This window comes from Amycolatopsis orientalis DSM 40040 = KCTC 9412, from assembly GCF_000478275.1.
Lineage (GTDB): Bacteria > Actinomycetota > Actinomycetes > Mycobacteriales > Pseudonocardiaceae > Amycolatopsis > Amycolatopsis orientalis.
This window is the reverse complement of sequence record NZ_ASJB01000043.1, coordinates 288,930-302,883: the sequence shown is the minus strand read 5'-3', so window position 1 is coordinate 302,883 and position 13,954 is coordinate 288,930. Positions and strand designations below refer to the sequence as shown.

At 69.1% G+C, this 13,954-nt stretch carries 11 protein-coding genes; 5 read left to right on the top strand and 6 right to left on the bottom strand.

Features of this window, described 5'->3' with window-relative positions:
- Positions 1-93 precede the first annotated feature (93 nt).
- The 3 genes from L324_RS13255 to L324_RS13245 all read right to left on the bottom strand — a co-directional run bounded on the left by L324_RS13255 (position 94) and on the right by L324_RS13245 (position 5,458).
- Entirely contained in the window at positions 94-1,707 is a 1,614-nt protein-coding gene (locus tag L324_RS13255; RefSeq protein ID WP_037306817.1) for an LCP family protein, read from the bottom strand.
- A gap of 161 nt (positions 1,708-1,868) precedes the next feature.
- On the bottom strand, positions 1,869-4,031 hold the full coding sequence (locus L324_RS13250; protein ID WP_037306815.1) for a phospholipase A2: 2,163 nt from the start codon (positions 4,029-4,031) through the stop codon (positions 1,869-1,871).
- Between the two features lie 149 nt (positions 4,032-4,180).
- Positions 4,181-5,458: a GGDEF domain-containing protein gene (locus L324_RS13245; RefSeq protein WP_438938451.1), complete on the bottom strand. Its 1,278-nt coding sequence runs from the start codon at positions 5,456-5,458 to the stop codon at positions 4,181-4,183.
- 24 nt (positions 5,459-5,482) lie between these two features.
- Here L324_RS13245 and L324_RS43555 point away from each other — a divergent pair, with 24 nt between their 5' ends.
- Complete coding sequence (locus tag L324_RS43555; protein ID WP_235783511.1) at positions 5,483-5,677, top strand: hypothetical protein; 195 nt, start codon at positions 5,483-5,485, stop codon at positions 5,675-5,677.
- Between the two features lie 434 nt (positions 5,678-6,111).
- Here the strand turns inward: L324_RS43555 and L324_RS13240 are convergent, their stop codons facing one another.
- On the bottom strand, positions 6,112-7,326 hold the full coding sequence (locus tag L324_RS13240) for an MFS transporter (protein ID WP_152546819.1): 1,215 nt from the start codon (positions 7,324-7,326) through the stop codon (positions 6,112-6,114).
- Between the two features lie 372 nt (positions 7,327-7,698).
- On the opposite strand from L324_RS13240, the gene L324_RS13235 reads away from it, so the two are divergent.
- Positions 7,699-8,592, top strand: a complete 894-nt coding sequence (locus tag L324_RS13235) for an SDR family NAD(P)-dependent oxidoreductase (RefSeq protein ID WP_037306877.1) — start codon at positions 7,699-7,701, stop codon at positions 8,590-8,592.
- Here L324_RS13235 and L324_RS13230 read toward each other — a convergent pair.
- Both L324_RS13230 and L324_RS13225 read right to left on the bottom strand, forming a co-directional pair.
- On the bottom strand, positions 8,589-9,245 hold the full coding sequence (locus L324_RS13230) for a maleylpyruvate isomerase N-terminal domain-containing protein (protein WP_037306811.1): 657 nt from the start codon (positions 9,243-9,245) through the stop codon (positions 8,589-8,591). The genes L324_RS13235 and L324_RS13230 overlap by 4 nt on opposite strands.
- 114 nt (positions 9,246-9,359) lie before the next feature.
- On the bottom strand, positions 9,360-11,228 hold the full coding sequence (locus L324_RS13225; RefSeq protein ID WP_037306809.1) for an AMP-dependent synthetase/ligase: 1,869 nt from the start codon (positions 11,226-11,228) through the stop codon (positions 9,360-9,362).
- A gap of 183 nt (positions 11,229-11,411) precedes the next feature.
- Between L324_RS13225 and L324_RS13220 the strand changes: the two genes are divergently transcribed.
- The 3 genes from L324_RS13220 to L324_RS13210 all read left to right on the top strand — a co-directional run bounded on the left by L324_RS13220 (position 11,412) and on the right by L324_RS13210 (position 13,850).
- Positions 11,412-12,059: a hypothetical protein gene (locus L324_RS13220; RefSeq protein ID WP_037306807.1), complete on the top strand. Its 648-nt coding sequence runs from the start codon at positions 11,412-11,414 to the stop codon at positions 12,057-12,059.
- Positions 12,043-13,227: a kynureninase gene (locus L324_RS13215; RefSeq protein WP_037306805.1), complete on the top strand. Its 1,185-nt coding sequence runs from the start codon at positions 12,043-12,045 to the stop codon at positions 13,225-13,227. Before L324_RS13220 ends, L324_RS13215 begins: the two co-directional genes overlap by 17 nt.
- 230 nt (positions 13,228-13,457) lie before the next feature.
- Entirely contained in the window at positions 13,458-13,850 is a 393-nt protein-coding gene (locus L324_RS13210) for a hypothetical protein (protein ID WP_235783510.1), read from the top strand.
- The last annotated feature ends 104 nt before the right edge of the window (positions 13,851-13,954 follow it).

Here is a 13,954-nt window from a genome sequence, read left to right as displayed (position 1 = left end):
GAGGCTCGTGAGTGGTAATGAGGGTTAGAACCGTCATTACCACTCACGAGCCGTGAGCACCTGGTGGCGGCGTACGCCTGACCGATGTGGACGTCAGTTGACGCAGGGAACGCCTTCGGCGGTGATCGGCTTCTCGTCGGACTGCTCGGGCGGCGGGGCCGCGGCCGAGGAGCCAGCCACGTTCTGTGACGAGCCGGAACCCTGAGCGCCGCTCGACGGCTTGTAGTCCGAGCCGAGGAAGATCATCACGTGCCCGGCTTCGACGCTCTTGTCCTCCTGGACGGTCGGGTTGCCGCCGAGTTCGTCGGCGACCGCCTGGCCCGCCTCCTTCTGGCCCTTCGCGACCCAGACCACCGTCTTCTTGCGCGCGCTGGCGGTGGCCGTGTCGCCCGCGGTGAAGCCCTTGTCGACGAGCTGCTTCAGCACCGTCGCGGCCAGTCCGTCCTTGGTCGTCGAGTTGCGGACGTCGACCGTGGTCGCCTTGTTGGGCGACTCGGCGGGCGGCGGCGCCTGTTCGCCGGGCTGCGGGCCGGCGAGTCCCTGGACGAAGTCCTTGACCTGTTTCGGGTCGACCTGGATCGCGACGCCGTCTTCGGGGGTCTTGTACTCGATGTTGACGATCGGGATCGTCCGGAACTCGAGCTGGCCGCCGGTCAGGCTCTTCATCTGCTGCGCGAACCCGAAGACGTCCCAGTTCTGGTTGAGCACGACGGACTTCTTGATCGCCGTGATCAGGTCGTTGAGCTTGCCGGGGTTCGTGAGCGTGCCCGCCGAGAGCACCTTGCGCGCCATCCCGGCCATGAACACCTGCTGGCGGACGACCCGGTCGAGGTCGCCGCGCGGCAGCCCGTGGCGCTGGCGGACGAAGCCGAGCGCTTCGACACCGGAGATGGTGTGCTGTCCCTTGCTGAACTTCGCGCCGGAGAACTGGTCGTTGACGTCGTCGTTGAGGCAGACGTCGACCCCGCCGATGGCCTGGGTGATCTCGCTGAAGCCGAGCAGGTTGATCGCGGCGTAGTTGTCGATGGTCGAGCCGGTCAGCTTCTCGACCGTCTTGATCAGCGTCTTCGCCCCGGCCTCGTTGGCCTTCTGGTCGAGTTCCTTCGGGTCGGAGACGCCGTTCGCCTGCAGCTTCTTGCGCTCGTCGAGCATCGCGCGGGCATAGGCCGAGTTGATCTTGTGCTTGCCGTAGCCGCCGGGGATGTCCACATAGGAGTCACGCGGCAGCGAGATCGCGACGGCCTTGGAGCCGTCGTTCGGGATGTGCACGAAGATCAGCGAGTCGGTGTTCAGCTCGCCGTCGGCCTGCCCGGCGCGCAACTGCGCGAGGACCTCTTTGGACAGCGGGTTGCCCTGCGCGTCCGTGCGGCTGTCGAGGCCGACGAGCAGGATGTCGCGGGCGCCGTCGGCGGGCTTGTCGCCCTCGTCGGAGCCGATGCCGACGTTCGCGAAGGTCAGCCCGTCCATCGCGGCCCACGCGTACCCGGTCAGCCCGATCACCAGGAGCGAGACGAGGCCCAGCGCGATCTTGGGCCCTCTGAACGACCGGCGGGGCGCGCGCCGGGGCGGTGCGCCCGCGGCCTGGCGGGCGGGTGCCGGGCGGGATCCACGAGGCGGGGCCGGACGAGGAGGAACGCGTCCGGGCGCGTCCTGCCTAGGCCGGGCGGGACGGCGGTCCCCTTGCCCATTCCGAGGCGGGTACTCCACGCGGTCTGCTCCTTCTGTTCGTTACCGGCTGACGGTCTCTTCAAGGGACGCATGGTGCCTGTCGAGGGTTGTCGCAGGATTACACATCCCCCCGAAGATGTGGCACGCACCACCGGTTTGCGCTCAATGGTACGGAGAATGCCTGGTCAGCGCTGTGTGACTCAGGGGAGTACGCGCCGGGCCGCCCGCGCCGGGACCAGCGTGGCGGCCGCGGCCAGCATCGCGACGACGATCGTCGCGACGGGCAGCGCGACGGACGCGGCACTGACCTGCTTGCCGTCGAGGGCGCTCATCAGGGGTGGCGCGCACGCGATCGCGCAGACCAGCCAGGTCCCGGTCATCCGGCTCGTGCCGGTCCGCACGGTGTGGAGCAGATACACCCCGAGGAGCAGGTTGACGAGGCTCTGGACCGGTCCGAGCCGGAGTCCGAGGAGGTCGGCGTCGGCCGAGGCGCCGCCGAACCGGGTCAGCGCGAACCCGAACACGCCGAGCATCGCGTACGCCATCCCGACCGTCGCCGCGGCGCGGCAGAACACCGCGGCACGCAGGCCGGGCTCGTCGACCGCCCGCTGTTGCGGTCCCGAATGCCGTTCGAACCACCAGAAGACGAGCGCGGCGGGCACGGCCAGCAGCGCGAGCGCGAGCAGGACCCTCGGCCGGGCCAGCCAGCTGAGCCCGTCCACGACCGGGCCCGGCAGGTAGACGACCGCCACGAGCAGCAGCATCGCGGACAGGAAGCCGAGGTAGAGGCTCATCGGGGCGCGGAGGACGAGGCGGGCGGTGGCGGCGATCGCCTGCCGTTCGCCGAGCCGGGCCAGCGGACGCGCGAACAGGCCGAGGAGCGCGAGCTGGACGAGGCCGAGCAGGAGCACTCCCCACGGCGGACCCGACAGCGCGGCCGGGGCGCCGGGGCCGCCGAGCAGCATCGTCCCCTCGCCGCGGACGGCGACCGCGAGACAGAGTCCGGCCGCACCGGTGAACGCCGTCGCCAGGAGAACGGCCCGCGTCGGGCGGACGCCGTCGGCGTGGGCGAAGGCCAGCTGCTGGACGAACAGGGCGAGGAACAACGTCTCCGCGTAGCGAGGGATGGCCGAACCCGACCACTGCGCCGCGGCCTCGCTCGCCAGGGTCAGTGCCAGCAGCCCGGCGACGGAGGCGGTCCTTGTCCGGCGGTACAGCGCCAGCAGCGCCGGCGCGAGGACGACGGTCAGGAGGAAGACGCCGAGCAGCCAGAGCGGGTGCAGCGCGATCCGCATGACGGTGGCGTTCGTGCCCGTCGGGATCCCCAGCACCTCCAGGGCGAGCGGGACGACCAGCGCGACGACGGCGAAGATCAGCGCCGGGCGCAGCAGCGGGCTCGCGCGGTCGGCGAGGTACTGCGGATAGCGGCCGCCGGTCGCGCGGATCGAGCGCCAGCCCGCCTCGTTGATCCGGCCCACCGCGAAGAAGATCAGCGGGCAGAGCTGGGCCAGCCAGGTGAACGGCCACAACGACCGCTCCGGCGCGCCCGCCCAGTGCGCGAGCGCGACGGCGGATTCGCCGAGCAGCATCAGCACGACACCGGCGACGCCGAGCAGCGCCCACCGGCCGACCGGGGCCACCGGCCGCGGCTCGCGGGGGAGGGCGACTGCGGTCCGGCGGGTGCGGACCCAGCCGCGGAGGCGGAACACCAGCAGCGCGCCGATCACCAGTACCCCGACGATCATCGGGCCGAGCGGGTCGCCGACGGGCGGCCCCCAGCGCTGGTGCCAGGAGTTGAGGACGAGACCGGCGGTGTAGAGGGAGGCGACGACCTCACAGGAGCCGCGTGAGTCCATCGGGTTGAGCACGCAGGCGTGGTGCATGTCGGACGAGAGCCGGTCGTCGAGCGCGGCCCTGGCCTCCTGGCCGAGCGGGTGACCCTTGCGTTCGGCGTAGCGGAGGATGTCGTAACCGAGATCGTGGGCCTTGCAGGGGACGGCGTAGTCCCATTTGGTGTTGTCGTCGCCCCACGGTGCCGAGCAGCCGCCGTCGGTGTGGACGGCGCGCACGGTGCCGTCCCGTGCCGTCATCACCCCCGGCGTGATCCCGCTGACCGCGGTGAAGTCGGCGGGAAGCTTGGCGATGGCCGCTTCGACCGGGCCCGGGCGCACCAGCGCGTCGACCGTGTTCTGCGCGGCGAGGATGTCACCCGTCGGTGGTCCCTGGTCCGGCGGCGACGCGGGGCGCGACGCGATCAGGCCGAAACCGAACACCAGCACCGTGACCAGCAGCAACCAGCCCGAAGTCGACCATGGCCGCCTGATGCGGGCAGGACGAGCGTCGGCGTCGGCTGTCGCTGGCATGGCGTCCAGGGTGCCATCCGCCGAGTGGGGCCGACATCCGGCTAACCCCCGGGTTTCGCCCAGCTGGGTGACCAGGGCTGAAGGACGCTTTCCTCGCATCTCACGCGGTGAAGGGGCCTTCGCCGCATGAGATGAGGTGAAGGGCCCTTTCAGCTCTCGGCGGCGTGCGGGGGTGAGGGTGGGGAAGAGGGCGGCCGGTCGACGTCCTGGGCGAACCGCACCTGGTTCCGGCCGTTCTCCTTGGCCACGTAGACGGCGGCGTCCGCGGAGTGCAGCAGTTCCTCCAGGGATTCACCGTGACGAGGGAACAGTGCCGCCCCGATCGAGGTAGTCCGGCCCGAGATGGTGACGCGGCTGCCTCGTTTGTCGGTAGTCACTATATGCAGTTCGGCGATTGCGGTGCGCACTCGCTCGGCGGCGAGTTTCGCCGCCGTTTCGTCGATATCCGGCAGAAGGACTAGGAATTCCTCGCCGCCGAACCGGCCGATGACGTCGGCGGGCCGGGTGACCTCGTCCAATTTCCGCGCCACATCGCGGAGGACGTCGTCGCCCGCGGGGTGTCCATATGTGTCGTTAATCCACTTGAAGTGGTCGAGATCAATCATCAGAAGGGCCAGGTTGTCGTCCGATCGGGCGGTCCTTCCCAGCGCCCGATCAGCCGACTCCGACCATCCGCGCATGTTGAGAACACCGGTTTTCGGGTCCGTCCGCGCGTCGTTTTGCAGTTGGTCGATCTCCGCGAGGCGATTGAACACCACCGTCACCACGGCCATCACGATCACCATCGGTGGCATGATCAACAGCAGTACCGCGGTGACCGCGCCGAGGCCGATCGTGATGGCCTCCAGCAGGTTGTCCGCCGCGTTGCCCAGTACGGTCGACACCGACGGCCGCTTCGGCGAGCCGATCGCGAGGATGCCGCCGATGTAGGCGATCTGCACCGCCTCGAAGACCATCCCGGTGATGATGAGGACACCGAATTCGCCGACCGTGCCCCAGCCGGAAATCCGGCCCCATTCATGCGGTCCGAACGCGGCGAACGTGAGCGACGCCAAAGTCACCGAAACGCCGTGGGTCACCGAGGAGAACACGAAGTTGTGCGCCGGGCGCCGGGCGATGAACCAATGCTGTATTCGGACGAGCGCGATGATGGAAAGTGTCAGCGAAAGCGGCAGGATCACCGCGGCCGGGAATGTCCAGACGGCGGTGAGGTCGATGAGAACGGTACGGCTGCGGTCGCGTCGCCTTTCCTCTTGCCGCTGGGTCAGCTGAATATGCGCCGTGGCCCCGACGGCGAGAATCGCGAACCGAACCCAGTCGATTTTTCCCGGATTCGTGGAATTCGTCGTCGCGACGACCATGATCGCGATTCCGATCGCCTCCATGGCGAAAAGGAACGCGATGAACCGTTTCGGCCGCTGCCACAGCGCCCACACCCTGGGATCGTAGGGATGGCGTTGCGGCGGTCCGGCCTGGTCACCTTCCGGGCTTGCCTGCCCGCGTTCGGTCACCGGTACACCGCTCCCGGCGGCGGTTGCCGCCGCTCGTCCGTCAAGGTCGCCGGTGCCGTCGCCGTGCTGGCGGCGGTCGCCGGTCTCGGCTGGCAATTGCTACCTCTTTTCCGCGCGGACGGCACGGCTGAGTAATCTCACCGGTACCGACTGATACACCGTTCGTATTCCACGGCCGGTATCATCCCATCGCATCAGTTGTTCGGCACCGGCAAGGCCGGCAGCACGGGTGTGCCCCTGACTCGCCTTGCCCGCGAACACGGACCGGAGGTGGCAATCGTGTCCCGTGATTTCTGATCTTGACGGCTGAATGTTTTTCGAGACGCGGTGTGGAAGGGGTGACGGATAGTGTCCAGTCGTGACTTCTGAGCCCGGACAAGGTATTAGTTCGCAGCGAGGTGGCCGGGAGGTGTGTGCCAGTGTCGAGCCGTGACTTCTGATCGAGAGTCGTTTCTTTTCGCCGATGTACCGAAGACCCAGGTGCCGAAGCAGTGTCCAGTCATCGAGATTTCCGAGTACGAACCCGCCGGGCGGCCGTGCCGCCCCAGGGGTCGTCCAGTGTGGATTCGTCATGACAGCAACGGTTCCGGGCTCGTTCCGTTGATGTGCCCCCAGCTGAGCGCGACCAGGACGGCCAGCAGCAGGCCGACCACGCCGGCCAGTGCGATGGCCGAGGTCGCCGCCCCGAGCCGATCGGCGGCGAGCCCGCCGAGTCCCGCCCCTATGCCCTGAGCCACCCGCAACCCCGTGCGATAGACCCCACCCGCACCGCCCCGGAGCTCGTTCGGGACCCAGGTGATGAACGTGGCGCTCACCGTGATCAGATACGCCCCCGCCGCACCCGCGGCCGCCAGCAGGAGCAAGGCCGGGATCAACCCCGGTTTGAGCGCGAAGGCGATCAGGGCGACCATCGGCAGTGCCGCCAGCACACCCAGCAGCTTTCGCCGTTGTTCCGCGGACACGAACCGGGACAGCAGGAACGCGCCGATGACGAAGCCCAGCGGGTCGGCGGCCAGCAGCCAGCCCACGGCCTGTTTCCCCACGCCCATCTCCGCGGCGAGCGGTGCGGCGAGTCCCTCCGGGATGACGGCGAGGCCGACCAGCCACGAGAACCAGACCAGTACCCGCAGGTGACGGTTGCCGAAGACCTGTTTCACCGCGCCGAACCAGCTGCCACCGCCGTCGGACGCCGCCGCCCGCCGGGAGACGGCGAACCGGACGACGGCCGCGCTCAGCAGGAACGTCGCCGCGTCCAGCGCCAGCGCCCAGCTCGCGCCCACCTGCGAGACCAGTAACCCGCCGCCCGCCAGGCCGAGCAGCATGGCGGTGTTGGTCGAGATGCCCCGGATGTCCTGGCTCTTGAGGTAGAGGTCGTCGTCGGTGAACACCTCGCGGGTCAGCGCGTTCTGTGCCGCGTTGCCGGGCGCGTTCGCGAGCCGCGCCAGCACCACCAGCCCGCACAGCAGGGCGAGCGGGGTGCCGGGGATCGCCATGATCCCGATCAGGACCGCCTGGATCAGCGACGAGACGACGAGGACGGTGCGCCTCGGGTAGCGATCGGCCAGCTGGGAGAGGCCGAGACCGCCGGCGAGCGCGGGCAGGAAGGTCAGGGAGTAGACCACCGCCGACAGCAGGGCGGAGCCGGTGCGGTCGTAGACGAGGATCGCCAGCGCGACGATGGTGAGCTGATCCCCGATCAGGGACTGCACCTCGGCGAGCCAGAGTGCGCGGAACTCGCGGTTCGCCAGGGCGGCGGTCATCCGCGGCGCCGCGTTCGTCTTCACTCCGTGACCACCTCCCCCCGATCGGGTGAACTCAACTCCCTCGCATTCTTGCCTGCCCTGGTACACGGCCGACGAGGGAGTCACAGTTAATGTCCCGCCGAACAACGTTCAGTATGCCTCTGGCTACAGGGAGACGAACAGAAGAGCCGCGAATCCTTCGCCTGTTAGGCCGATCGAGCTACGCCGTCTGACCGGTGGGTGAGGCCGGTCTGACTCGTGCGCGGGTATCTGCGCGCCGATCGGTCCGCACTCGCTCGGCGCAGCTCGCCCGCCGTTCGCCGCCGCCGTCGTCCCGATTGGGCTGAATGGGCCAACACTGAGGGGAGACCGGTCTGGAGGTGGAGGCCGGCCGGGCGGTAAGGGGTGAAGGCGATGAACGGTTTGCTCGACGACAAGGCCGTCGTCGTGACCGGGGCGGGGCGGGGCTTGGGCGAAGCGTTCGCGGTGCACGTGGCGAGGGCGGGTGGGTCCGTCGTGGTCAACGACGTCGACGCCGCGCTGGCCGAGCGGACCGCGGAGAACATCCGCCGGTTCGGCGGCCGGGCCGTCGCGAGCGGGCACAGCGTCGCCGATCCGAAGCAGGCGCGGGAGATCGTCGACCTCTGCGTCGGCGAGTTCGGCGCCATCGACGGGCTGGTCAACAACGCGGGCCTGAACTACGAGGCCCTGCCGTGGGAGGACGACGTCGAGCAGGCCCGCGAACTGGTCGAGGTCAACGTCCTCGGCGTCATGTACACCGGGCTCGCCGCGATCAAGGCGATGGTCGCGCGCGGCACCCCCGGCTCGATCGTCAACATCTCGTCGGGCGCGTCGCTCGGGCAGCGCAAGCTCGGCGTCTACGCCGCCAGCAAGGGCGCCGTCGCCTCACTGACCTACTCCTGGGCGCTCGACCTGGAGGAGAGCGGGATCCGGGTGAACGCGGTCTGCCCGCTCGCGCACACCCGGATGGTGTGGAAGTCCGAACGGTCGCTGCGGGCGTGCCCGCCGGACCGGACGCCGTCGCGGATCGCGCCGGTCGTGCTTTTCCTGCTCGGCGCCGGATCCGACGGGATCACCGGGCAGATGATCCGCTGCAACGGGCCGCAGCTGCACGTCATGGGGCAGCCGTACCTGAAGCAGCCCATCCTCGAGCGGCCGGTGTGGGACACCGAGACCGTGCAGCGCGCCTTCGACGAGGTCTTCAGCGCGCATCTGGAGAACTACGGCCTCGAAAAGCGTGTCCCGCCCCGGCTGCGCAAGTGGACGGAGTCCACCCGGACCGCTTAACCGACGACGAACGGCAGCTTCGCCGCCAGGTCGCCGAGTTCGGCCTTCTCCGCGTCGGTCGGTTCGCGGCGACCCGTGCCGACGAGGAGCGCGTCCGTGTCGGAGAACGACGCCGGGAACTTCTCCCCGGTGCGCTGCTCCAGGATCTGCCGGGTCTTGGCGAGGCTGTCGGCGGCGGGGCCGTCGCGGTGCGGGAGATACGCGACGAGGTCGAGGTGGTGCAGCGTCCATTCCAGGACGTACGCGGAAAGGAAGTCGCCCGCGGACAGGACGATGTCGCGGGTGCCGACCCGCATCCCCGGATCGGCGAGGTCGGCGGCCCGGCCGGCGGCGGAGCCGACGTCGTCGAGGTGGAACTTGAGCAAGCGGGGTTCCTGGTACGCGGCGGCGAGCCGGACGATCAGCGCGTCGAGGTCGTCCTCGCCGGTGGGCGGTTTGTCGGTGACCTCCCAGTAGGTGACCGCGTTGCGCGTCGGTTCGGTTTCGGCGGGGGTGGCGAGGGTGATCAGGACGTCCTGGGCGTCGATCACCAGATGGCACACCAGGTCCCGCACCAGCCAGCCGGCGCAGCCGGACGGTTTGGCGAAGTCTTCGTCGGGGGTTTCGGCGACGGCGGCGAGGAGCGCCGCCCAAGAGCGGGAGAAGAGATCCACGGCGGCAAATTAGCAGCGGCGGTGCCCTGGTGGCGACCCTTTCAAGACCGGGCTCGTGAGTGGCAATGACGGTTAGAACCGTCATTACCACTCACGAGACTGGACCGGCCGGGATCAGGAGCCGGCGGCGGGAGCGGGTTCCGGCTCGGCCGCTGCCGCGTAGAGATCGGCGATCGCGGGCGCGTACCGGTCGTTGATGATCCGCCGCTTCAGCTTCAGCGTCGGGGTCACCTCACCGCTTTCCGGCGTCCATGCCTTCGGGATCACGTGGTACCGCTTGATCTGCTCGATCCGCGCCAGCCGCGCGTTCGCCGCCTCGACGGCCTTCTCGATCTCCGCGAGCACGCGCGCGTTGTCGGCGAGCGATTCGCCTTCGGTGAGCTGGACGCCGTTCGCGGCCGCCCAGCCAGGCGCGATCTCGTCGTCGACGACGATCAGCGCGGTGACGTACGGCCGGTCGTCGCCGATCGCGACCGCCTGCCCGATCAGCGGGTGTTCCTTGAGCAGGCCTTCGATCTTCGTCGGGGCGATGTTCTTGCCGCTCGAAGTGATGATCAGTTCCTTCTTGCGGTCGGTGATCGTGACGAAGCCGCGTTCGTCGATCGTCCCGATGTCGCCGGTGGCGAGCCAGCCGTCGGCGTCGACGTCCGGTTTGATCGAGCCGTCCTCCTGCAGGTAGCCGAGGAACACGATCGCGCCGCGGACGAGGAGTTCGCCGTCTTCGGCGACCTTCACCTCGATGCCTTCGAGCGGACGGCCGACCGAACCGGCCTTGAACGCGGACGGCGTGTTGGAGGTGACCGCGCCGGTGGTCTCGGACAGGCCCCAGACCTCCTGGATCTCGACGCCGAGCCCGGCGATGAAGTACAGGATCTCCACCGGCAGCGCGGCGGCACCGCTGGAGGCGACCTCGATCTGGTCCAGGCCGAGCATGGCCCGCACCGGGGCGAGTGCCGCCGCGTCGGCCTGCGCGATCTTCTCCGCCAGTTCCGGCGGCACCTCCTTGCCGTCACTGCGCAGTTTGTAGCCCTGCTGCAGCAGTTCGTTGGCGCCGAGCAGGGCGGCGCGCTTGTCCTCCGGCACCGAACCGAGCAGGTTCTTCAGCCCCGCCACCATTTTCTCCCAGACACGCGGGACACCGAAGAAGCTCTTCGGATGCACCTGGCCGAGCGCGCCGACGACGGCGGACGGGTCGCCGACGGTGTGCACGTGCCCGGCCCACACGATCGGCATGTAGATCGACAGTTCGCGTTCGGCGATATGCGCGAGCGGCAGGTACGCGATGTTCGTGGCGTGCATCGGCGAATCGTGCAGCCGCTGGACCGCGACGGCCTGGTAGATGGCGTTGCCGTGGGACAGCACGACACCCTTGGGGTCGCCGGTGGTGCCGGAGGTGTAGATCATCGACAGCGGATCGTCCGGGGTGATCGCGGACCACGTCGTCTCGAACGCCGCCGGATCGGCCGCGTGCTGTTCGGCGCCCGCCGCCCGCAGGTCGGCGAACGACAGGAACCTCTTGTCGTCCTGGGGAATGACGGACGCGTCGAGCAGGACGACGTGTCGCAGCGCGGGCAGGTCGTCGAGAACCTGGGACCAGCGCCCGAGTTCGTCCGCGCCGGCGAGCACGACGACACCGGCGGCGCTGTGCCGGGCGACGAACCCGATCTGCTCGGGGCTGAGCGTGGCGTACGCGGTGCACGGGATCGCGCCGAGATGGGCGGCGGCGAGGTCGGCGATCAGGTGCTCGGGACTGCTCGGTGCCATGATCAGCATCCGGTCGCGGCTGCCGAGCCCGAGTCCGGCGAGTCCGCGCGACACCTCCGCGATGGCGGTGCGGAACTCACGCCAGTTCAGGGTCGGCTTGCCCTCGATGTCGAGTGACGTGATCGCCGGCAGTTCACCGAACTCCTGGGCGTTGCGGTGAAGCAGGGCGGGGATGGTCTGGCCTTCGATCTGCTCGGCGACGGTCGGCTGGGTGGTCAACGCTGGCCTCCTCGATGCTGCCTGATCAGGCCCACTGTAAGCGCTGTCGGCAGTGGTGGATAGAGAATCGCGGCCACGGTTGAGGCTTGCGAAATGTCCACCTTTTCCGTTTTCACCGCGTCAGTCGCCGACACGGATTGAATGGGTGACACCACCGTCCCCGAACGAGCAGGAGCCTTGACGATGATCGGTTCGGCACGCGCACTGATCGACGCGGTGCAGGCGGAACTCGCTCCCCGCGACGACGACAACCGGCTCGTCCCACTGGTCGCGAAGGGCAAGGCGGCGCGGGAGGTCTTCGCCGCGATCGCCGCGGAGGAGTACCGGATCGTCCGCAGCGACTGGCGCAGCTTTCTCATGCTCGCGTCGCGCTCGCAGGAGCAGGGCGCCAGGGAGTTCTTCGCGATGCTGGCCTCGGGAGAGGGGCTCGCGCTCGGCAAGCTGCCCGCGCTCGTCGAGGAGTCGCCCGGCTTCGAGCCGCGCGCGGGCTGCCAGGCGTATCCGGCGTTCGTCGCCTGGCTGGCGCTCAACGGCGAGCCCGCCGAGGTCATCGTGGCGATCGTCGCCAACTTCGCCGCCTTCGGCCGGTACTGCGCCGCGATCGCCGCCGCGATGCGGGAGCAGTACGGCTTCGACGACGAAGCGTGCGCCTTCTTCGACTTCTTCGGCGCGCCGTCACCGGATCTCGAGGACCTCGCCGTGCGGGCCGTGCAGGCCGCGCTCGACGCCGGACGGCTGTCCGAAAAGGACGCTCGCACCCACGCGCGCCTGTTCCAGGCGTACGAGCTGGACTTCTGGAACACACTCGCCGACGATTACCGCCGTGACTGACCTCGTAGCCGAAGCCGCGGCGCTGGACGCCGCCGATCCCTTGGCGCACAAGCGAAACGAATTCGACCTCGATCCGGGGATCGCCTACTTCGACGGCAACTCGCTGGGCGCGCCGCCGAAGCACGTGGCCGGACGGCTCGCCGCGATCGTCCTCGAGGAATGGGGCGGGCGGCTCATCCGGTCCTGGTCGGAGGGCTGGTGGGAGGCCCCGGTGCGGGTCGGCGAGCGGATCGCGCCGCTCGTGGGGGCCGCGCCGGGACAGGTCGTCGTCGCGGATTCGACCAGCGTGGACCTCTTCAAGGCGCTGGTCGCCGCGACCCGCCTCAACCCGGGCCGCGACGAGATCCTCGTCGACGCGGACACGTTCCCCACCGACGGGTACATCGCCGACGAGGTCGCCCGCCTGACCGGGCACACGGTGCGCCGGGTCGTGGCCGAGGACATGCCTGCCGAAGCGGGCGAACGGACGGCCGTCGCGCTGATCAACCACGTCGACTACGTGACTGGGCGCGTCCACGACATGGCCGCGCTGACCGCGGCGCTGCACCGCGCCGGGGCTCTGGCGCTCTGGGACCTCTGCCACAGCGTCGGCGCGCTCCCGGTCGAACTGGACGCGACGGGGGTCGACCTCGCCGTCGGCTGCACCTACAAATTCCTCAACGGCGGCCCCGGCGCACCCGCTTTCCTTTATGTGGCGGCGAAATGGCTGGACCGGTTCGAGCAGCCGCTGGCCGGCTGGGCCGGTGACCGCGATCCGTTCGCCATGCGCGGCGCGTACGAGGCGCACGCCGGTATCGCGCGGGGCCGGGCGGGCACTCCCGACATCCTCTCCCTGCTCGCGCTGGACGCGGCCCTCGACGTCTGGGACGGCGTGGACCGTGCCGTGCTGCGGGAGAAGGGCCTCGCGCTCGGCGGGTTCTTCTTCCGGTGCGCGGACGAACTCCTCGACGGCGCGACGATCGTGACCCCGCGCGGGACCGATCGCGGGCACCAGATCTCGGTCGTCGACGACGAGGCGGCCAAGACGATGGCGGCCCTGATCGAACGCGGGGTGATCGGGGACTTCCGCCCGCCCGACGTGCTGCGGTTCGGGCTGGCGCCGCTCTACACCACCTACGGCGAGGTGCTCCGCGCCGTGACGACGCTCCGGGAACTTCGCGGCCGGTGATTTCGAGCGTTTTCGAACGAACGGTGAAGTGAACATGCGCGACAGGTACCCGCGCGAAAATGGTGAAGGTGATTCGGAGTTCGGTGGCAAAAAGGTGATCGTCTCGCCCTGGCGGGGGAGACAAAGCGATCTTTCGCCAATTCGCTGTTAGTCTCGTTATTCGCTGTCGCGGCGAGTGTGACGTAGATCCTTCCCCTGTGGCGTAAGGAAAGCCCGCGTCGCCCGTCTCGATGGTGAGGCGCGGGCCAAGGCGTCGGGAGAAGGAGGGGAACGTGTCGCTCAATCATGTCCTCGTCGCCGCGCTCGGCGTCGCTTCCGGTTTCCTGCTGAACGAATTCGGCGCGCGCTATCCCGTCGAGACGGTGCTCGTCGCGATCTTGCTCTGCGGGGTGGCGACGCTGTGCTGGGCGGTCGTCCGGATGTTCAGGGACGCGTCCAGGAAGGTCGACACGCTCCTCGAAGACGAGCTTGTCCGGAGCCGTGAAGATCATTTCGCGGATTCGTCCGCAATGAGCGGTGGTAATTCTCGATTCCGCGGATCGAACGGCGTTACGGCGGCGTTCCTTCGGGGCGAAGTCGTTCGCAAACCGAACGGTATGTGGAGCTCTCGTCCGAAAGCGTGAGCGACGTCACGGCGTGTAGTTTTCAGTCGCTTTCCCGCTGGGGCGCGGTTCTGCCCCGCTGTGACTTGATCGTGTCCGATGAGCGCCGATCAAGCCGCTGCCTG

Excerpts from the sequence above, each read along its gene's own strand:
- L324_RS13250 (WP_037306815.1), bottom strand. The coding sequence starts at position 4,031 with ATGCCAGCGACAGCCGACGCCGACGCTCGTCCTGCCCGCATCAGGCGG.
- L324_RS43555 (WP_235783511.1), top strand. The coding sequence starts at position 5,483 with ATGGCGTTGCGGCGGTCCGGCCTGGTCACCTTCCGGGCTTGCCTGCCC.
- L324_RS13235 (WP_037306877.1), top strand. The coding sequence starts at position 7,699 with ATGAACGGTTTGCTCGACGACAAGGCCGTCGTCGTGACCGGGGCGGGG.
- L324_RS13220 (WP_037306807.1), top strand. The coding sequence starts at position 11,412 with ATGATCGGTTCGGCACGCGCACTGATCGACGCGGTGCAGGCGGAACTC.
- L324_RS13210 (WP_235783510.1), top strand. The coding sequence starts at position 13,458 with ATGGTGAGGCGCGGGCCAAGGCGTCGGGAGAAGGAGGGGAACGTGTCG.